The sequence below is a fragment of the Ruminococcoides bili genome (assembly GCF_040093295.1).
Classification (GTDB): Bacteria; Bacillota; Clostridia; order Oscillospirales; family Acutalibacteraceae; genus Ruminococcoides; species Ruminococcoides intestinale_A.
Genome location: NZ_JBBNJY010000021.1, coordinates 1 through 21,441 on the forward strand (window position 1 = coordinate 1; position 21,441 = coordinate 21,441).

At 37.4% G+C, this 21,441-nt stretch carries 17 protein-coding genes and 1 tRNA gene; 4 read left to right on the top strand and 14 right to left on the bottom strand.

Annotated elements, in window-relative coordinates; genetic code table 11:
• Positions 1 to 201: 201 nt before the first annotated feature.
• Positions 202 to 372, top strand: a complete 171-nt coding sequence (locus AAAY30_RS07690) for a hypothetical protein (RefSeq protein ID WP_022234881.1) — start codon at positions 202 to 204, stop codon at positions 370 to 372.
• 41 nt (positions 373 to 413) lie between these two features.
• Here AAAY30_RS07690 and sigK read toward each other — a convergent pair whose 3' ends face one another.
• The 14 genes from sigK to AAAY30_RS07760 form a co-directional block, all read right to left on the bottom strand.
• A complete protein-coding gene (sigK, locus tag AAAY30_RS07695) occupies positions 414 to 1,109 on the bottom strand; it encodes an RNA polymerase sporulation sigma factor SigK (RefSeq protein ID WP_186934886.1) in 696 nt (231 codons plus the stop codon).
• Between the two features lie 84 nt (positions 1,110 to 1,193).
• Positions 1,194 to 2,882 carry an ABC transporter ATP-binding protein gene (locus AAAY30_RS07700; protein ID WP_499215605.1) on the bottom strand — a complete coding sequence of 563 codons (1,689 nt, stop codon included), beginning with the start codon at positions 2,880 to 2,882 and terminating at the stop codon, positions 1,194 to 1,196.
• Positions 2,857 to 3,597: a hypothetical protein gene (locus AAAY30_RS07705; protein WP_337781823.1), complete on the bottom strand. Its 741-nt coding sequence runs from the start codon at positions 3,595 to 3,597 to the stop codon at positions 2,857 to 2,859. The genes AAAY30_RS07700 and AAAY30_RS07705 overlap by 26 nt, the downstream gene beginning before the upstream one ends.
• 87 nt (positions 3,598 to 3,684) lie before the next feature.
• The gene (locus tag AAAY30_RS07710) at positions 3,685 to 4,566 is read right to left on the bottom strand and encodes a leucine-rich repeat protein (RefSeq protein ID WP_337781822.1); all 882 of its coding nucleotides are present in this window, start codon (positions 4,564 to 4,566) and stop codon (positions 3,685 to 3,687) included.
• A 61-nt stretch (positions 4,567 to 4,627) separates the two neighbouring features.
• A complete protein-coding gene (locus AAAY30_RS07715; protein ID WP_022234876.1) occupies positions 4,628 to 4,780 on the bottom strand; it encodes a hypothetical protein in 153 nt (50 codons plus the stop codon).
• A 21-nt stretch (positions 4,781 to 4,801) separates the two neighbouring features.
• Complete coding sequence (locus AAAY30_RS07720; protein WP_499215604.1) at positions 4,802 to 10,651, bottom strand: starch-binding protein; 5,850 nt, start codon at positions 10,649 to 10,651, stop codon at positions 4,802 to 4,804.
• A 473-nt stretch (positions 10,652 to 11,124) separates the two neighbouring features.
• Positions 11,125 to 11,217, bottom strand: a tRNA-Ser gene (locus tag AAAY30_RS07725).
• A 69-nt stretch (positions 11,218 to 11,286) separates the two neighbouring features.
• On the bottom strand, positions 11,287 to 12,165 hold the full coding sequence (gene mnmL, locus AAAY30_RS07730) for a tRNA modification radical SAM protein MnmL/YtqA (protein ID WP_499215603.1): 879 nt from the start codon (positions 12,163 to 12,165) through the stop codon (positions 11,287 to 11,289).
• Positions 12,166 to 12,505: 340 nt separating this feature from the next.
• Positions 12,506 to 13,162, bottom strand: a complete 657-nt coding sequence (locus tag AAAY30_RS07735; RefSeq protein WP_499215602.1) for a TIGR03936 family radical SAM-associated protein — start codon at positions 13,160 to 13,162, stop codon at positions 12,506 to 12,508.
• Entirely contained in the window at positions 13,137 to 14,993 is a 1,857-nt protein-coding gene (locus AAAY30_RS07740; RefSeq protein ID WP_302484503.1) for a TIGR03960 family B12-binding radical SAM protein, read from the bottom strand. Before AAAY30_RS07740 ends, AAAY30_RS07735 begins: the two co-directional genes overlap by 26 nt.
• A gap of 13 nt (positions 14,994 to 15,006) precedes the next feature.
• Positions 15,007 to 15,615 (bottom strand): site-2 protease family protein, encoded by a 609-nt coding sequence (locus tag AAAY30_RS07745; protein WP_302484504.1) that lies wholly within the window; start codon positions 15,613 to 15,615, stop codon positions 15,007 to 15,009.
• Positions 15,605 to 15,967 (bottom strand): hypothetical protein, encoded by a 363-nt coding sequence (locus AAAY30_RS07750; RefSeq protein ID WP_302484505.1) that lies wholly within the window; start codon positions 15,965 to 15,967, stop codon positions 15,605 to 15,607. Before AAAY30_RS07750 ends, AAAY30_RS07745 begins: the two co-directional genes overlap by 11 nt.
• Positions 15,968 to 16,009: 42 nt before the next feature.
• On the bottom strand, positions 16,010 to 17,362 hold the full coding sequence (locus AAAY30_RS07755; protein ID WP_302190768.1) for an MATE family efflux transporter: 1,353 nt from the start codon (positions 17,360 to 17,362) through the stop codon (positions 16,010 to 16,012).
• 32 nt (positions 17,363 to 17,394) lie between these two features.
• Positions 17,395 to 17,877: a VanZ family protein gene (locus AAAY30_RS07760; protein WP_301954662.1), complete on the bottom strand. Its 483-nt coding sequence runs from the start codon at positions 17,875 to 17,877 to the stop codon at positions 17,395 to 17,397.
• Positions 17,878 to 18,102: 225 nt separating this feature from the next.
• Between AAAY30_RS07760 and AAAY30_RS07765 the strand changes: the two genes are divergently transcribed.
• The 3 genes from AAAY30_RS07765 to AAAY30_RS07775 are packed head-to-tail and all read left to right on the top strand — an operon-like array spanning position 18,103 to position 21,405.
• The gene (locus tag AAAY30_RS07765; protein WP_186935009.1) at positions 18,103 to 18,552 is read left to right on the top strand and encodes a COG2426 family protein; all 450 of its coding nucleotides are present in this window, start codon (positions 18,103 to 18,105) and stop codon (positions 18,550 to 18,552) included.
• Positions 18,553 to 18,598: 46 nt separating this feature from the next.
• Positions 18,599 to 19,816, top strand: a complete 1,218-nt coding sequence (locus AAAY30_RS07770) for an aminoacetone oxidase family FAD-binding enzyme (protein ID WP_302484506.1) — start codon at positions 18,599 to 18,601, stop codon at positions 19,814 to 19,816.
• Positions 19,813 to 21,405: an NAD(P)/FAD-dependent oxidoreductase gene (locus tag AAAY30_RS07775; RefSeq protein ID WP_302484507.1), complete on the top strand. Its 1,593-nt coding sequence runs from the start codon at positions 19,813 to 19,815 to the stop codon at positions 21,403 to 21,405. Before AAAY30_RS07770 ends, AAAY30_RS07775 begins: the two co-directional genes overlap by 4 nt.
• Positions 21,406 to 21,441 lie beyond the last annotated feature (36 nt).

Below are 21,441 nucleotides of genomic sequence, written 5' to 3' on the forward strand. Positions count from 1 at the left end.
GATAAATTGTTATATCGGAAGATTTTATGGGCGCTGCCCAAACCCGCAATTTTTGAAAAAATTGAGTAAACTTTTTTTGCTTTTGTGAGGATAATTTAGCGTTAGCTAAATTTCAATACCCAACCGACACTCCGCTAAACAATAATTTATCTAAATGAATATTATTTTCAAAACTGAAAATAATAATATCGGTGATGAAAAATGTATAAAGATATGCCGTTAGGCTTTGTAAATGCACTTGCAAAAAATGAAAGTGCAATGCAAAAATTTGCTCAAATGGAAAAAGACGAAAAAGAAATCGTGCTTGAGAAAGCACACAATGTTTCATCCAAACAGGAAATGCAAAACCTCATCAACAGCATAGGCTCATAACTAAAGACGGTCTTTCGACCGCCTTTTTTCTTTAAAATAATTTACAAATTTGAACTGTTATCAAAGCGTTTTCGTAAAAGTTTTAAAGCCTTGGTTTCAATTCTGCTTACATACGAACGGGAAATATTCAATTTCTGTGCAATCTTTTTCTGTGTAAGCGGCTCGCTCCCGTCAAGTCCGTAGCGCATAACAATTATCATTTTTTCCCTTGGTGAAAGTTCTTCGTTAATAAACTGACTGAGCTTTTTACTGTTGAGTTGAAAATCAATCTGCTCAAGTATATTGTCATCAACCGCCATTATATCAAGCAAAGTCAGCGGATTTCCGTCCTTATCGCTGTCAATCGCTTCGTTGAGTGAAATATCCTGCGCCGTCTTTTTAGCATTACGGAAATGCATTAATATTTCATTCTCGATACATCGTGACGCATAACTTGAAAGCTTAATTTTTTTGCTTATGTCATAGGTATTTATCGCTTTTATAAGTCCGATAGTGCCGATTGACACAAGATCATCTTGTTCACTCTGATTGCCGTAATATTTTTTTATAATGTGTGCCACAAGCCTTAAATTATGTTCAACAAGAATATTTCTCGCCTCTATATCCCCTTTTGCACTCCGCACAAGATACTCGTGCTCCTCTTTTTCGGAAAGAGGTTTTGGAAAAGAGCCGTTTCCGCAGATATGAAGAATAAAAAAGCAAAGGTACTGCCCCAGAAAATTAATTAATTCAATCAAAAAATCACCCCTGACAATGCTTATAATCGGATTTATACCTAATTATAAGTATTCAGTCAGGAGTGAGATTTTGCTTGTACCCACCTAAATATCGTAAGAAATAATTTTTTTATTCTTAATTACAATTTCTTTGTTGCAAATTTCTTTTGCCGCCATTTTATGAGAAATCAAAATACAAGTTTTATCTTTGAGTGTTTTAAGATTTTTAAGCAGTTGAACTTCTGTTTCGGCGTCAAGTGCCGAGGTTGCCTCATCAAAAATAATAATCGGAGAATTACAGTAAACCGCTCTCGCAATCGCAATTCTTTGTATCTGACCCTCCGACAAGCCCTTTCCGTTCTCACCCACGACAGTATCAAGTCCATTTGGCAATCTGCTGATAAAATCATAAGCGCAGGCAATTTTCGCAGACTCAATAATTCTTTCGTCATCGGGATTATTCGACACAAATGCAATGTTATCTCTGATTGTACCCGAAAGCAGAAAATTACCTTGCGGTACATACGAAAACATACATCTTATATTTTTATCAACAAACACATTTTCTCCGTTTGAAAGCGAAAGATAAATCTCGCCTTTATCAGGTGAAATTACATTAAGCAAAAGCTTTGTAAGCGTACTTTTGCCTATTCCCGAAATTCCCGCAAGCAATGCAAAATCACCTTTTTTTAGCACAAGACTTGTATTTTCAAGCACATTTTCCCTGCCGTAGCTGAAAGTAATATTATCAAAAACTATTTTTTCTGTCTTATCATACAGCTTTTCGGTATCGATTGCAGAATTATTTACCACATCTTCATTATCGAGATTTTCAATATCCATAAGTCGCTCCGCACTTGCAAGAGCAGAATAATATGACGGCAAAATACTGCTGATACCACGAACAGGGCCTTGAATTTGCGACACAAGCGCAAGCATAGAAGTCAATACACCGTATGTAATGGTATGGTCGCTGATTGCAAAAGCACCCCAAATTAAAGCATACATATATCCGAGGGCAAATATAAAAGAAAATCCGGTTGTGGCAACTATAGAGATATAATTTCTTTTTCGTTTTATTTTAAAATTATTTTGTTGCAAATTCATAGCATTTTCAGATACCTTATTTTCAGCGCCAAAAACTTTTACCACAAGCAGACTTGAAAAAATCTCCTGAAAAAACGACCTTGTCTTACCGTCAGATTCCTGTACCGCCTTATGCAATGTTTTCATTTTTGACTTAAAAAGCAGCACAACAACAAACATCAGCGCACCGCCGAAAACAAAAACAAGGCTGAAAGTTTTATCAATAGCAAACAGTACAACAAAAACACCAACCAATTTTACGATAAAATACACCATATTCGGCACTATAGAAATAATCGAACTGACTAAAACCGACACATCGCTTGTTATTCTGTTAAGTAGTTCGCCGGTGTGTATGCTTGAAATCTCATTATATTTTTTTCTGATAATATTATCGAAAATATCTTGTTTTATAGAAATTTCAAGTTTTGACGATACATTGAAAGTCAGCACCTTACTTATAATTCTTATGACAAGCTGTGCGATCGTAAGTGAAATAAGTATAATTGCGAAATACACAATTCCGCCGACATCAGAGTTAACCGCCGAATCCACAATACCTCTCGACAAAGTAGCGACCGCAACACCGAGATATGCCATTCCGCCGAAAATAACAGACATAATTATAATACCGAAAACCTGTGGTTTGGCTTTTTTTACTATCCACTTATTGGTTTCGGAATCAAGTATTTTTTTCAGCTTTTCCATAGCTATCTCCTGTCAGTAAAAATTTTTCGCAAATTTCCGCCGATTCAATATTCATATTGCATTTTAGCAAATAGAAATAATTTTCCTTAATCAACTTATCAGCCGTATTTAACATATATCCCGCATATTCATCGTCAAGAGAAAATTTAATCGTATTTTTATATATTCTTGAAAAAATACTGTTTTTGTCAAGGACTTCAATACTGTTCTCCTCTGCCCTTTCAAGAAAAATAATGCCGCCGAGTTTTGCACGGATATTTTTATTTATGCCCGTTCCACCGTCAAAAGGCGAACCGTACACATACCAATCATTGTCAATAAATCTGATAATCGGCTTATCATCATTGATTATCTGTACATTTTCAGCGCCGAATTTTTTTATCCACAGTTTTGTGTGCGTTGACTTGCCCACTCCCGAATCGGCAGAAAAAAGATACGCTTTGCCTTTATAAAGGATTGCAGACGAATGGAGAAATATTGCATTATATTTCAGAATTTTTTTATTGAATGTATCGGCAAGAAAAATTGATTCCAAATTACCAAGTGTTAAGTGAGTATTTTTTTCTGCTCTTTTTCGTATATAATCCTCACGAATCGAAATTTTAATTTGAACAGGTTCATTGCCTGTATATAAATAATCTTCTGCGATACTTTCAAAGTAGCGAAACTTAGGTTTTATATCAGTTATAATATCAGCAATTTTGTAAATCGGCATAACATCACCAAATTTTATTATATAACAAAATCTAAAAATAAGCAAGAAAAAGCACAGATGTTGCCACCTGTGCTTAAGTTTAATAATTTAGTTTTGACCGTTAGCGATAAATGTCTGAATTGCTGTAACATCAATTACATCAATAATTCTGTCTTTGTTAAAGTCGGCAACCTTAACAGCGTCATCTGTTAATACAGACTCACCTGCAATGTAACGCTGTAGAAGTGTTACATCATTAACATCTATCTTGCCGTCAAGATTAACATCACCCGAAATCACCTTTTTATCAAGATGAACAAAAGGAATGTTGTTCTGCTCGGCATAGCTTTCTGCAACTGTATCGTAATAGCCATATAAAGTTAGGTTAGGACAGTTGTAAAAAGCACCGTTTGCAATGTCTGTAATGTTCTTTGAAAGTGTAAGCTCGGTAAGTGCAGAGCAGTTATAAAAAGCATAGCTGCCAAGAGACTTTACTGTACTTGGAATATTAATCTTCTCAAGCGAAATGCAGTTGCCAAATGCCTGCTCGGGAATTACTGACACATTGCTGTAAATAGAAACATTCTTTAAAGCTGTGCAATCCTGAAAAGCAAACTCGCCAATGCTGTTTAGCCAACCGGGAATTATAATTTCCTCAATAGAACTGCAAGCGTAAAAAGCATATTTGCCAATGCTCTTTAATGACATTGCATTTGTAAATGAAATGCTTGTAAGCTTAGTATTGTTTGAAAATGCACGAGGAGCAATTTTTGTTACAGGGTAATCACTGATTGTGTTCGGCACTACAATATCGGTAGTACGATTATTATAATCATATCCGTAAATTACCGCCTCAGAATTTTCAATCAAATAATAAAAACCGTCTTTACTTACAAGGTATGAGTCTGCACTAAACTGAACGGCAGACATTAAAAGCAATGATAAAGCTAAAACAAAAACAGAAAGTTTTTTTGCAATGGTTTTAATCATAAAAATCACCTTTTATAGTAAGGCAGTCAAAAGACTGCCTTACCAAAATTATGTGTTATTATTAGAGGTCGCCCTCTTCACCGCCGGATTCGTAACCTGGATTCTCAGGATTGCTATATTTTAAACCAGGGTCATCGGTTCCGCCACCAGCAAGAATATCCTCAAAAGAGAATTTTTGAATCTCAATTTCAGGGGAAATATAAGATTTTTTCATAATTGCCTCCTTTTCTATTGCTTAACCTTCATATGTCTTATTGCCAACATTGAAGAATTTGAATTCCTGAGGAGCAGAAACGCTATATTCATCAGTAGTAGCATTGTAAATGTATGAGTAAGCAAGTATTGTGAGATTCTGGTTGTTTTCAGTGTTGTTTACATTCCAGCTATATTCAAGTCTGTTCTTGTTATCAAGATTTTTCTTGTTAAGCTTGTAGTTGTAAACCTTAGCGTCACCCATTGTCTTATCTGATGAGTTGCCGCTGTTAAGAGCCTTAACTTTTTCAAGTAAATCAGACTCATTTACTGTGAACTTATCAGTAGCGTCAGCAGCTGAACTGTATTTGCTGTTTACAACAAATACTACACCGCAAACTACATCTTTATTAATGTCAGCACAAAGCTTTTTGCCGTTGTAATTATAAGAAACTGCAAAGTCAGCATATACCTTATCTCTGCCTGAATCATACTGGTTTCTTGAATACTCAAGGAACTGCATTGTGGCAGATACACCTAACTTAGAAGCGTCAACATCTTTACCGTAGCAAGCGGTAATGAGATAATTGTCATAAGCAAGGAAGTTAAACTCTCTTGTATAACACTTAGCTACTACAATGCCGTTGCTGTCATCAGTCTGGATTGTCCAGTAACTGAACTTTTCACCATTAGCATTTGTTTCAGGAGCAACAATGAGGTAATCCTCATCATTAGTACTCTGAGTTGTTGGACCTACAAGATTCTTAGGTGTAACGAGTGAAGCATAGTTTACTGAATATGTCTGCTTTGGCTTATCATCGCCTAAGTCGGCTGTAACAGTTACAAAACCGTTGTCATACTTAGCAGGAACAGTAGCTGTTACTGAGAGCATAGCGTTGGTTGTAGAATAATCAACATTGCTAAGATCCCATGTGATAGACTGTACAAAGTTGTCTTCGTATGGTGCAACCTTTAAGAGGAATGACTCCTTAAACTTATAAGAACCGTCAACCTCATCAAAGTACTTGTCAATGTCAGAACCATAGAATGTGCCTTTTACTGTGTAAGTTTTCCACCAATTCTGATTAATAGCACTTGCAGGAATCTGCTCCTGATTAAAGCCGTTAGTATTGTAATACTTTCTGCTCTCGTAGCCAAGATACTTAAATGTTACATTGTAGTTAAATTCATCGGCAGTAAAGTCAGTGTAAAGATTTATTGTATTAGTATAGAACTTATTATTAGGAATATCATATATCTCAGAAAGCTGAATTTCTACTGTATTGCCTATTTCCTCATAAGTATAACTGCCTGAATCATTTTGCTGATAATATGATTTACCAACATAACAATGATTATCTGCTACAGAATTGAGTTTAATTGAGATTGTGTAATCAGTACCATTATCAGCATTTGCTACATAATCCTCAATAATACTCTTAATGTTGCCGTTAGCCTTAAGAGTTAAGCTACTTAAATCACCGGTTGTAGTAAATACCGGAGCAGTTTCACCATTCTTAGTAATAGTAAGAGTAAATGTTGTTTTACCATTACCCTTACCGGCAACAGGATTTGGATTTGGAGCTGTATTGTAAGGATTGTAGTTAAATGTAATATTTGACTTAACCTCAGGCAACTTAAGATCTGAATAGTAGTTGAGAGCCATTACAGTCTGCTTGTCATTAACAAAGAGGTCTGAAACCTTAACCATATAAGTTATAGTTGCAGGACCAGCAGCAGTACATTCCTTATCGTAAAATTCACCGTTAGGCTCTTTTGTCAATGTAGAAACACCGCCTGCTACACTTGGATAATAGAAGTTAAGGAAGTGTGACTTAGCATATGACTGAGTAGTAAGAGTAACCTCAATATATGAGTCGTCATTTCTGTTGACTATATCTTTAAGAGTTACAGTGTTAGAGGTGCTCTGAGCATCAATGACCTGAGATTCAACAAGATTGCCTTTAGCGTCAAACACTTTAGCTGTTACAGAGAAAATACCAAGACCGTTATGTGAATCAGGACCTGTATATTTTGAATGAGTTATTGTTACAGAACCTGTAGCGTATGGCTCATACATTGCATAAAGCTCTGTATTTGTACTTACAGTATATGTTGCGTTAAGGTCTGTAAGGTTAAGAGGTGTGTAACCTGTAACTTTACCGGCTTCATCATATATTGGGGTAGCCCAACCTATAAACTTATACTGAGTACCGTTAGTAGCGTTCAATGTAATGATTGTATTTCTTTCTACAGAATCAGAAGCTAAGTTAGTGTGAGTAGAACCAACGCTATCCGTATAGTCAAAGGAAGCTGAGCCGCCTGTTACCTTACCGGTAATTTTAGAATCACCAGAAGGCTTATCAACTGTCCAAACATCATTTTCAGAATTTCTGTAAATGATACCAACTTTTGCATCCACCTGATCGGTAGAACGAGCATAGTACCAACGACCATCAACACGAACACCTGTGTTCCTTTTATCTGCAGATGTTGTTGCATCCATCTTGACTTCATAGGATATAACAGCACTGTTGTACTGTAAACCGGCTTTAACTATAGCCTGATATGCGGGTGTCTGCTCAGAAATATTTCCCTCAGTAAAGTTGCCGTCTTCGCCAACAGAACCTCTTGGAATAAAGTCAGATGGCATACCCTGAGTAACATAATCTCCGTTGGACTTATATACATACCAAATAGTTGACCATATGTTATAACTGTCACCGATTTTCATATTCTGGTTACCAACAGAAATAATCTTTAGTGGTTCACCGGTAATTAAGCCGGTACTATTTTTAGCTTTGGCTGTTTCGTTAGTATATCCAAGAATACTTACAAGCTTACCATCAATGTTGGTAAGATCTTCATATTTTGTAGCGGTTTGAGGAATAATAGGTTTACCTGCCATAGATATGTTATTTGTAGCATTATTAACAAGTAACTCCTGGTTTGACACGGTTTTATCAGCGTAATACTTTACATCAAACTCAACGGTATCGTATCCCATACCAGTGAGCTTTTCAAAGTCATCATAGTCGTATGTCTGGTTATTAACCTTTTGAGCAGCTGTTGTAAGGAAATTATTGTGAACATCTTCGTTTTCGTAGTAGTTATTATTTGTAATACCTAATACCTGTTTGCTCTTATCACAAGTAAATTTACCGTCAACATTAGTATAAGCGTACTTAGAAACCTTAGCGGCAAATCTGCCCTGAGAGTCACGCATCATAAGCTGACCGGGATAAGCGCCGTCCATTTCCAAGTATTTACCATCATCACCTTTATACCAAGAATAAATTGAAATTGAATTTCCCCAAAGAGTTTGGAGTTCTGCAGGAGCATTGGTATAAATAGTAATATAGTTACCGTCTGCCTCAATTACTTTATTATAGTAAATTGGAGTGATTTCAAGATCCTTTGTTACAGTAATAGGTGAAGCAGTCTGATATACATTATTGCCGTTATCTACTACATCTACCTTTTCGCCGTTTACAACAAAAGCATATACATAATAGCCAAGGTTAGCTTCTGTTGAATTCATCTGACATTCAACAGTAATCTGTTCGTCAGCATTAACAATATACTGATTGTAGTAATCTTTTTTATAAGTTTTAAGAGGAGCTTGACCGTTTAATAAGCTAATAGTAGTTTTACCGTATTTAAGGCCAACACTACTACCCATAGTAGCATATACCTTATGAGAATTTTCAGGCAGAACATAGCACGAACCGTCAATTGTATAGGTATATGTTTTAGGATCATATGTTACGTTAATAGTGTCAATATCATCAGTGTTTTGGAATGATGCTAAAACAACATATTTTTGGCCCCATTCTTTTTTCTTTGCTTCTTTAACATATTGTTTAAAATTATCTGCAATTTTTACATCTAATCTTGCGTCTCCTGGTTCAAATCCAGTATTATCGCCTGTTTTAGAGAATGTAAAATACTGAGTAGTATTTGAAGAGATTGCAGAAACAGGGAAAGTTACAGAATATGTTCCGTCAGGTTTCTGGTAAACTGGATATGATGTTGTATAAGTACCTGTAGAATCCTTAATTAGTTTTTCATCACTGTCAGACAACATAAACTTCCAATTTGAAACAGTGCCTGATTGTTCTTCAAAAGTTGCAGTTACCTTTACGTCGTCAACAACACTAATTGTAATTGAAGGCGATAAAGCGTCCTGACCATCTGCAAATACTACATTGGTTGGATTGTCAAATTTCCAACCGCTGAATACATAGTTTTTGGCTGTATCAGCAGTAGCTTTAAGTGTGATAGTTGAGTTAGACGCAACAGAAATAGGAGAAGAAGTTGTGTTTTCGGCAACTGTGTTTGTTGTATCGTTGTAAGTATAATTTACTTTACCACCCTTATTGCTTTCAACAGTAATGTTATGATTTTCAATTTTTTCATAGGTAAGGTAAACAGTAACAGGAGTTGTGCCGGTTACCGAAGTGCCGTCAAGAGTAAATGTATTGCCAACTGAAGACTTACCGCCAAAGCTCCACTTTGGGAAGTAGCCGTCAACCGACTCAGCTTTAAATGTAACCGAAGTACCTGGCTTTGCATTTACCGAGATAAGAGTTTTGTCTGTATTAGTTACAGTTTCACCCGTTTCGTTGTCTGTGTAAGACGCAATGTATGCAGAACCTCTGTCACCGTCAACTAAAGTAGCAGTAAGTACAACTTGTACAGGGGCGGTAACAGCCTCAACCTTAACTTCTACATCAGCTGTACCCATTGTTAAGTCAGGAATTGTAATTGCATTCTTTGAGTCAGCATAGTTATCAGCAGTCTGAGTGAATTTAACTTCGCCGCCAACTGTAATCTTCTTAATGTAGTAATTCTCGTTAGGTGTTACTGTGAGGGAGTAGGTTGCGTTTTCGGCAACCTTTACCGGAAGCTCGCTGTTATTTACAGTAACTGTAGCGTTAGCAGATGAATCAGTAGCTAATTTTACGCTGTGATTTGCTACAGGCGGTTGATAATCCTTCACAACAGTGACTTTATCAGTTGCATTAGCATTATAAATATACAAATTTCCATTAACTAATGTCTTGTTAGATATTTTAAGGTCACCTGTCTGTTCACCAGCTTTATTGTTAAAAATAATGCTATCGTAAGCTTTAGGAATAGTTACCTTATAAACATTATATGCATTACTATTATAAGAATAGTCACTCTGTAAAATATCTGTGAGTTTATTGCCAGGCCAGCCATCAGTATACGTGTTACCATTGGATTCATTCCAAATATAATTATACACATCAGTCCAACCGCCATGTACAGGATTAGCGAAGTAAACAACAATATCACCTGCAGGAGTTGTAGGTTCTGTCGGGTCTGTCGGTTCTGTACTTTCATAGGTTGACCAATCACCGCCAAAAGAATAAGATTGCTGAGTATCATGATGAACTGAATTTTTAGTTAAAGTAAATAAATTATTTTTACCATCATAAGTTTTACCTAAAGTACAACTAACAGCATAAACATCATCATAGTACCGAATATCATTACTCCAAAAAGATACTTTTCCAATATTTGAAGATGTCGTAACAGTTACTTTATAGATATTAGAATTATCTATTTGCGTCATTTGGTACCAAGTATCCCTCGATGGACTATAATTGCCACTAGTTATAGCTGACGAATCAATTTCAGATGATTCGAAGTTCTCATTACCTGAACCAACAACAGACATATATATACTATTTGGATCACTAAAATACTTAGTAGCCTTACTAATATCAAGATAAAAGTCTGTATTAGCTTTGATTTCTACTGCATTCGAAGTAACCATACCGACAAGCATAGTCGAAAGCATCATCATAACAGCAAGCACAATAGAAATCGACTGTTTGCCAATACGCTTGAAATTCGTTTTCATTTTTATTACCTCCATTAAAAAAATTTGAAACATATGAGCCGAATAAGTCTGTACCGTCCGAGAGGGAAGTTTTGCTTTGACGGCGACCGCTTTTACCGACTGACCTTCGGTGAATTTGCTGTATTCGGCAGTCAGACCGTATACGAACCCATATTTTTATTCCTTAATATTATAACATTTTTAGGTTTTTATTTCAATATTTTTTTGTTGTTTTGTCGATTTTGACATTTCTTTATTAATTATATACAAAACAAATATATAATTATTGTGCAATAATAATATTTTAAATTACTTCAAAGAATTATAATTTTATAAATTTTTTATAATAAAAAATTTTTGCTGTCAATATGCATAATTTGCATTGGTTTGGCAGTTATTTATTATAACCGCACTTTTTCAGCAATATTTTTCACAATAAAGCATTATAACAAAAGAAAAAGCCTTGCCGAAATCGACAAGACTTTTTAAAATTATGGCGGAGAGAAGGGGATTCGAACCCCTGGTACGGTGATTACCGTACACATGATTTCCAATCATGCTCCTTCGGCCAGCTCGGACATCTCTCCAAAGACAATGCCTATTATATCAAATACGCAAAGGAAAATCAAGACTTTTTTTAAAATTAATAATACTTATTATTCGCTTTCCCTTAATACCTTGTTAATATAGTTAAGCACACGCTTTTTGTCTGCGCTCCACAAGGGGGCTACAAGTATTTTTTTATCTCCGTCACCCGTAAGCCTGTGTATTACGGTGGTTTTTGGGATAACTCTAAGGCATTTTACAAGTATATCCGCATATCGCTCGAGCGACAGAACGGGCACATTGCCCTTTTCGTATTCATCGCATAAGTCGGTATCCTTTAATATGTGCAAAAGCTGTAACTTAATTCCGTCGGAACATTTGCCCGCATATTCAGCACTCTGCACTATCATATCTTCCGTTTCGTTAGGCAAACCGATTATAATGTGCGTTATTACGCTTATGCCCTCCTTGTGCAGGCGCTTAACCGCATCATCATACACGCTTAAGTCATATCCACGGCGAATATAGTCTGCCGTGCTTTTATGAACTGTCTGCAAGCCGAGTTCCACCCACACAGGCTTTATTTTATTAAATCTTGAGAGCAAATTTACGGTTTTGTCAGGCAGGCAGTCGGGACGGGTAGCGACCGACAAAGCGACAATTTCATCGGGTTCTATAGCCTCGGTGAAAATTTTTTCAAGGTATTCAACGGGCGCATATGTATTTGTAAACGGCTGAAAGTAAGCAATAAATTTTTTACAATCGGTTTTTCTGCCGATTCTCTCTTTAGCCTCCCGAATTTGCTCGGTTATGCTGTGGTTTCTGTCGGCGGAAAATTCTCCCGAACCTCCCCTACTGCAAAAAATACACCCCCGTGTGTCTATTTTGCCGTCACGGTTAGGGCAAGTCATACCGCCGTCAAGTGAAATTTTATATACCTTTTCGCCAAAGGTGTTTTTTAAATATTCGTTTAGAGAATAATAATACATAACTGCTCCGTTTTCGTTAAAAAGCAAAATGACCGACTGTGTCGGTCATTGCATTGGTTAGAAAATTTAGAAGAGGAAAATCTATGAAAACTTCTTGTTAACTTTATTGTGCTTATATAATAACCTGCTTTTGTGACGATTATATGAATAGAAGTACAAAAAAATGTGAAACTTTGTGTGATTTTTTAAAAATCTTAATTACAGCTTAGAATACAGCTTGATATACTCAAGAAATTTTGCTGAAATTTCGTCTTCAAGTTTTTCAAATTCTTTGTCAATGCCGCCGTTAAAAAATTGCTTGGTATGAATTTGCATTGCGAATTGTAAATGTAAACATAGTTTATCTAAATAATTCCATGTCAGAATTATATAAATCCTCTCTTGTAATATCGGTGTAAAATTCTTCGCCCGTAGCATTTTCCAAAGCCTTGATAATAAGGTTCGGATTTGCGTTGTCGGTACTGCCTGCGGAAAGTACAATTTCAAGCTCGGCAAAATCATATTTTTCCGATAAAGAATAATTTTTAATACTTTTCTTTAAATCAACAGTCTTGTAACCCGACTTTGACTTCTTTTCAAGCATAATTTCTTCGCTTTCCAAAAGTTCTTTCAGTGGGGTATATACTTTATCAGAGTTAAGATTATCACTGCTGATTTTCATATTAAACCTTGCATACGCAATTTTTCCGGCTTTCATAATCGGCTCTGTAACCGCAAAAACTCTTATGCCCTGCGGCAGGCAGGCATTAAGATTGTTGATTAATTCTTCATCGGAAATATCTTCAATCAATTTTATATCCATACACTCGTTAATTCCTCTGAATCCGAGTGAAAGCGGCAGAGGAAAAGTTGCGAACGGGTGCGGATTAAATCCCTCGGTATGCCATATCGGAGCTTTGCTCTTGTGCAATGCTCTTAACATACAGCGGTTAAGGTCGAGGTGCGATATATAACGGCACTCGTTATCTTTCTTAAACCAAACTCTTGCGTTTTTCAAAGCACACACCCTCCCCGTATTTTGCCGCACCGCAGTTGTTGCACTTCAAACGACAATGCGGTGTTGTTGTATTTTCATATGCTTTTTTACATTCTTTAATAAGATAATCCTTAGTTACGCCGTAGTCAAGGTGATCCCACGGAAATACCTCGTCAAACGAGCGCTGACGGTTTGCGTAGAATGTCGGGTCAATGCCGCACTCTTCAAAAATATCAAGCCATTTCTGCAAGTCAAAGCAGTCGCCCCAACCGTCAAAATGAAAACCTTTTTCGCAGGCAATTTCCATTGCTTTACACAGTTTTCTGTCACCACGGGCAAATACCGCCTCAAGGTAACTTGTGTCGGCATCGTGGTAATTAAACTGAATCTTGCGGGTTGTAATGCTTTCTTTGATATGTTGTTGTTTAGCGTGCAAAGTAGGGATTGTGTCCTGTCCGTGCCACTGGAACGGCGTAAACGGTTTTGGCACAAATGATGACGCAGAAACTGTTACTCTTACACCCTTTCCCTTTGGCTTATTCGGGCAATTATAATAAGTATCGACTACAGCCTGTCCGAGGTCGGCAATTGCCTTTACATCGTCCATTGTTTCTGTAGGCAAACCGATCATAAAGTACAGTTTTACAGTAGTCCAACCGCCTGCAAAAGCTGTTGCGCAGGTCTGCATAAGCTCATCATGCTGAACATTTTTATTGATAACATCACGCATACGCTGACTTCCCGCCTCGGGCGCAAATGTAAGTCCGCTTTTACGCACTGTTTTGATTTTATTCATAATATCGTCGGTAAAACCGTCAACTCGCAATGACGGCAGAGAAATACTGACTTTTTCGTCCTTACTCCACTCATTGAGTTTTGTAAGCAACGGCACAATCTGTGTGTAGTCGCTTGAACTCAGCGAAGAAAGCGACACTTCGTCATAACCCGTATTCTCACACAATGCTCTGCACTGCTTATTGATAACTTCGGGAGATTTTTCTCTTACGGGGCGATAAATAAATCCTGCCTGACAAAAACGACAGCCACGAATACATCCGCGGAAAATCTCCTGCACCGCTCTGTCGTGCACAATTTCCACAAGAGGAACTACGAAATTGTCGGGATAGTAGCTTTCGTCCATCTTTTTCATAAGGCGCTTATGAACAACAGACGGAGCGTTATGTTTAGGAATATACTTTTTAATTGTGCCGTCCTCGTTGTACTCAACATCATAAAGCGACGGCACATACACGCCCTCTATCTGTGCACATTCAATGAGAAACTGTTCTCTTGACTTACCCTCTGCTCTGCACTTTCTGTAAAGCTCCATAACCTCAAGGTCAACCTCTTCGCCCTCACCTATGAAGAAAAGGTCGATAAAATCCGCAATCGGCTCGGGGTTGCAGGTGCATGGGCCGCCTGCCACAACAATCTGCTTTAAGCCCGTACGCTCACAGGATTTAATCGGCACACCCGAAAGCTTAAGCATATTGAGCACATTTGTAAAACTAAGCTCATACTGCAATGTAAAACCGATAAAATCAAAATCCGATACAGGGTCGCCGCTCTCAAGTGCATAAAGCGGAATATTATTTTTAATCATTTCTTCTTCCATATCAATCCACGGCGCAAAAACTCTTTCACACCATATATACGGAATTGAATTAAACAAACTGTATAGAATTTTCATTCCGAGATGCGACATTCCCACTTCGTAGGTATCAGGAAAGCAGAAAGCAAACCTCACATCAACATCTTTTTTATTTTTTACGACTGCGTTAAGCTCTCCGCCAACATATCTGCCCGGCTTTTGAACCTTTAGCAAAAGTTTTTCTACTTCCTTGCTGACCATTGTATTACCTCCGTCAGAAATACCTGTTATTTTTAAAAACTAATGAAAGTATAATATAACCGCATACAAACAACAGCGAAAAATTATAATCCGAATTAAAAAGTATTATAAATCCCAGCACCGCTATTGGAAATAACGCGATGAAAGTTATGATATTTACAGCCTTTTCCGCCGTATGACCTGTAAATCTGCGGCTAAGCAAAATATACAATAGCTGCCCGCCGTCAAACGACATTACAGGCAGTAAATTTAAAAGACAGAGCGACAGATTTACATAAGCAAATTTTAATAAATCTGTTCCACTACATAAGTATATCAGAAAAATAATAATAAAACAAATAAAATTAGCAAACGGCCCGAAAAAAACTATAAGAAAATTCTGTAAATCACCTCTTTGTTGTCGGCTTTCGTCATTTATTGCAATTTCAAACAAAGAAATGCTGATTTTCTTCGGTTTGCTGCCGAAAATCAGCATCATTAAAAGATGCCCCGATTCGTGAATGACCACCGCAAAACTGCACATTACAAATCCGCCGAATATATCAAGTATAATACAAACGGCAATCAGGCAGAGCAATGTGTACGAAACAATGAATTTAATATTGAACAGTTCAAACTTCATCGTCTGTCGCAGTACCGAAAATTTCGGATAAATTGTAATCTTCGGGAGTATTTTCGGCTATAATTGATTTGTTAAGTTCGCCGTAATACCATTGACGGGCAGCAGTGTAAAAATCGCCGCCGACAGTTTTTATAACAAACGCAGCCAAAGCAAGCAATAAACATATTATAAGCTGCATCGTAACAAGGACTTGCGTATTGTGAGATTTTTTACGCTTTTGCGGCGGTAATTCTGTATTTTGAGGGCTTTCCTCTTCCGTTTCCGTATGCGCAGGAGTTGAATATTCGGGGCAAGAGGCACTCTGCCAACCGTCATCGTATGTAATTTCATTTGTAAAATTTTCTTCTGTCAAAACAACCACCTCAATGCAATATATGCACTGAGGTGGACAAAATTAACCTAACTTTTTAAAATCGCCTTTAACAAGATTTATAAAGAAACAAATTGCAATAGTAAGCGAGAAAATCTCGGCAATCGGGAATGCGTACCAAACTGCTCCGATTCCCCAAATTCTTGAGAAAATAAACGCAATCGGTAAAATAAGCACAAGCTGACGGGCAAAAGACATAATAAGACTTCTCATTCCCTTGCCGACTGCCTGGAACAAGGTGGTAAAGATAATACCCGCTGCGGCAGGAATAAAGCAAAGACTTATAATTCGGAACGCAGGCACGCCGATCTTCATAAGTTCCTCTGTGCCGCCGAACATTGAAATAAGCTGTTCCGGGATTATCCACATTGCCAATGTGCCTAAAGTCATAATAATTACGCCAATTATAATACCACGCTTGAGTGCGGAATATACACGCTTGCGGTTTCTTGCGCCGTAGTTGTAACCGATAATCGGCATAACGCCCTGGTTAAGTCCAAAGCAAGGCATAAATACAAAGCTCTGCAATTTATAATAAACACCGAGAACCGTTACCGAAGCCTCAGAAGCGGCAAGAATACCGTTAAGTCCGACAATCATAATCGAACCTATCGACTGCATAATAATAGACGGGAAACCAACGGCATATATATTTTTTACAGTCTGCATACTGAATTTAAATTTTCTGAATGTAATTTTAATTAAATGAGATTTCAAGAAAATTATCAGAAGTGCAAAAATCATACTGCAAAACTGACCGAATACCGTTGCAACAGCTGCTCCTGTAACACCGAGTTGAGGGAACGGACCTATACCGAAAATCAAGAGCGGGTCAAAAATAATATTAATTACCGCTCCCGTGAGCTGAAACAACATCGGAAAAATCATATTGCCCGTAGCCTGCAAAGTTTTTTCGATTGTAACTTCTATAATCGTAAAGAGCGAAAAGCAGAGAACCACTGTAAGGTACTGTGTACCGTATTCTATGATATTTTCGTTGGTTGTATAAAGCATCATAAAAGGTCTTGAAATCACAATACCGAGGACAAGAAATATTGCGTAGCTGAAAAAACTTAACAGCAGACCGTGGGTTGCAACCTCGTTTGCCTCTTTAAAATTCTTTTCGCCAAATCGTCTTGAAACAAGCGAGTTAATACCGACGCCCGTACCGACCGCTACAGCAATCAAAAGCATCTGCAACGGATAAGCAAGTGAAGTGGCATTAAGTCCTTCCTGACTGTACTGTCCGATAAAAATACTGTCAACTACATTATACATTGCCATAATTGTCATTGAAAAAATTGCAGGCAACGACATAGTAAGTATCAGTTTTGTCATGGGCATAATGCCCATTTTGTTTTCTTTTACATTTTCCATTCGTTTCTGTTTCCTTTCCTAATCTTAAATATTCATTTATTTTCACTTTTAGCGATAAAACGCTTTTTGTATATCAAAAAAATAAAAAGCATTATTAATGTGCCGAAAATCACACCCGAAAAGTCGAGCAGTACATCTGTAATCATTCCCGCTCTGCCCTCTACATTAAGTTGTATGGTTTCGTCACAGACCGCAGTCGCAAGTCCGCAAAACATTACATTAATATAGTATTTGTATGGTTTTAGTTTATCAAATGCAAATGCGCATGACATAAGCATTGCGCCTATTGCGGTGTATTCGCTGAAATGCGCAGTTTTTCTTACTATATGGTCTGTAAGGTCGGGAGTAAAACCTAAAAAGTCTAAAATTTTCTGCAAAAATTCAAGTACATTTCCGCTTTCTTCCGATGATATATCAGCAGGCATCGAAGAATGAATAAATGCAAATGCCACAAGGGCTATCGTTATTATAATTAAAATCGCTTTGGCTTTTTTGCCGCAACTGTATGTAGCCATTTTTAGTCACCTTGTATTATTTTACACAAATCTGCATAATATGTCAATCGACAAATAAAGGAATGGTTATATTTTAAATGTATGTTAAAATTTTGCGTAAAAGCTGTAGTTTTTTAGACAAAAAATAAATTGCAATATATATCGGTATCTGTTATACTATTTTAGTACCTTTATTTTGAAAGGAGTATTGTTTTGTTAAACTATATCTTGGTATTTTTGATTGCTATGGTTCCTCTTATTGAGCTGAGAGGTGCCGTTCCGTTCGGTGTAGGAATGCAGCTTGATTTATTCTGGGTGTATGTCCTCGCTATCTTAGGTAATATGTTGCCCGTACCTTTTATATATTTCTTTGCAAGAAAAATTCTTGTATGGGGCAGCGACAAAAAATTTATAGGAAAATTCTTTAAATTCTGCCTTGAAAAAGGCGAAAAGGGCGGTAAAAAATTGCAGGCAAAGGCCGGCAGAGGTTTGTTCTTCGCTTTACTTTTATTCGTAGGTATTCCTCTCCCCGGTACAGGCGCCTGGACAGGTACACTTGCGGCAAGTATGCTCGATATGGACTTTAAGTCAAGCGTAATTGCAGTAATGCTCGGTGTAATTCTTGCAGGTATAATTATGGGACTTGCAAGTATGGGCTTATTCGGCGGATTAAGCGCAATTTTTGCTCCAAAATAAAAACCGACGGGCAGCTTTGGCTGCCCTGTTTTTTAGGATGATAACTTTGAAAAATACAAATTATGATATAATAACGGTCGGTGCGGGTGCTGCGGGACTTGCGGCGGCTATATCGGCAAAACGAAATAACAGAGATTTAAAAATAGCAATTCTTGAGGCTCAAAGCAAAGCAGGCAAAAAAATTCTTGTTACAGGCAACGGCCGCTGTAATCTGACAAATACCAATGTCAGTAAAGAATTTTATCACGGCAGTTTTGATGTTTCTAAAACCTTAAACAGATTTTCCGCAGAAAAACTTATGTATTTCTTTTCAACCTTAGGTCTTGTATGCGACACAGAAACAAACGGACTTGTTTATCCTCATTCAAGACAAGCAAGTGCCGTGCTTGATGTTTTACTTATGGAAATTAAAAGGCTGAAAATCGAAATCATATGCGACTGCAAAGTTGAACTTATCCGTAAAAAAGGCGAATTTTTCAATATCAAAACCTCGAACGGAGAATACACCGCCAAAAAAGTAGTTATGTCATGCGGCGGAAAGGCCTTTCCTGCAGCAGGCGGTACAGGGCTCGGACTTGATGTAATTAAAAATCTCGGTCATAAAATCACACCCATTTCTCCTGCCCTCTGCCCCATTCAGGTTAATAGCTGTTACATAAAAAACCTTAAAGGAATACGAGCAAAAGCAGAGGTCACGCTTTTTGACGGCAGCAAAGCCTTAAAATCAGAGGTCGGCGAAGTGCAGTTTACGGATAATGCACTTTCGGGAATTTGTGTGTTCAATCTCACAACTCTTTTACCCAAAACCAAAAATCCGATTATTTCCGTAAATCTTACAAAAGATTATTCGTATATAGAATTATTAAATTTACTTTATGACAGAAAAAAGCTGTTTGCAAATGAACCGCTCGAAGAATTTTTCACGGGTCTTTTTCATAAAAAAATAGGAACAGCACTTATTAAAAGCATTACAAACAAAGCATTGACAGAAAGCTGTAAAAAGTTAAGCGACAAAGAACTAAAATCACTTGCGAATTTAATTCAAAATTGGAAATTTGAATGTAAACAATGCAAAGATTTTTCAAAAGCGCAGGTAATGCTCGGCGGCGTAAACGGAAACGAAGTAAACGGCTATACATTTGAAAGCAAAGTTGTAAAAAATCTATACATCTGCGGCGAAGCACTCGATGTTTGCGGAGATTGCGGCGGATTTAACCTGCATTTTGCTTTTGCAAGCGGTATTATAACAGGAGAAAACCTATGATAAGAATAAGCAATATACATTTACCTCTTGACTACACAAGTGAAACCGTCTTAAATAAAGCGGCAAAACTTATTAATGTAGATAAAAAGTTTTTTAAAAGCTGTACGATTTTCAGACGCTCGATTGACGCAAGAAAAAAGGATAATATATTTTTTCTTGCAACCGTTGACACAGAACTTTTTGTAAACGAAGAAAAGATATGCAAAAAATTTAAAAATGCCGAAATCGCAGAAAAATATGAATATAATGTTGAAAAATTCAGAGGTACGGTCAGCCCTGTGGTAGTCGGAGCAGGCCCTGCAGGATTATTTGCCGCACTTATACTTGCACAGAGCGGTGCAAATCCGATTTTAATCGAGCGTGGCAGAGATGTAGATACCCGAACGGAAGATGTACATAACTTTTGGAAAAGCGGTATTCTTGACACAACAAGCAATGTACAATTCGGCGAAGGCGGTGCCGGAGCTTTTTCTGACGGCAAACTTACCACAGGCACTAAAGACACCCGTCAGCGCAAGGTACTTATTGAATTTGTAAAACACGGAGCGCCTGACGAAATTCTTTACAATGCAAAACCGCATATTGGAACGGACAAATTAAGACCGACAGTTAAAAGCATAAGAAATGAAATTATCCGCCTCGGCGGAAAAGTTATGTTTGAAACAAAACTTATCGGATTTTCAGCAAAAGGCAATTCTGTTACAAGTGCGGAAATTGAACATAACGGAACTAAACAAAACATTGATACCAATGCAATTATCCTTGCAATCGGACACAGCGCCAGAGATACTTTTGAAATGTTAAATGAAAAAGCTATTCCGATTGAGGCAAAAGCATTTTCTGTCGGTGCAAGAATTGAGCATCACAGAGAAATGATTGATAAATCACAGTACGGCAAATTTGCAGGCAACAAAGCGCTTGGCGCAGCAAGCTACAAGACAAATGTTCACCTTGAAAACGGCAGAGGCGTATATACATTTTGTATGTGCCCGGGCGGAAAAGTTGTAAATGCCTCAAGCGAAGAAAACCGACTTTGCACAAACGGAATGAGTGAATTTGCAAGAAATGAAGAAAATTCAAATGCCGCCTTACTTGTCGGGATTACACCTGCCGACTATCAATCGGAAAATCCGCTTGCAGGAATGTATTTTCAGCGTGAGCTTGAGCATAAAGCATTTGTTGCCGGAGGAGAAAACTTTAATGCTCCTGTTCAGCGTGTATGCGACTTTATTGAAAATAAGGCAAGTACAAAAATCGGTGATGTAAAACCGTCTGTAGGTCCCGACTTTACACCGACCGACCTTAATAAATGTCTGCCTGACTTTATAACAAACTCAATGCGACAGGCAATAGTGCAAATGGATAAAAAATTACACGGTTTTTCATACGGTGACGCTGTGCTGACAGGTGTTGAAACCCGCAGTTCATCGCCAATCAGAATTATGAGAAACAAAGATTTGCAAAGCGTAGCAATAGCAGGACTTTACCCATGCGGTGAAGGCGCAGGATATGCAGGCGGAATTATATCTGCCGCAGTCGACGGAATTAAATGTGCGGAGAAAATTATAGAAAATTCCATATCAGAATAAAAGCAAAATTACAGCAAGCAAAAAGTGCAGTTCATA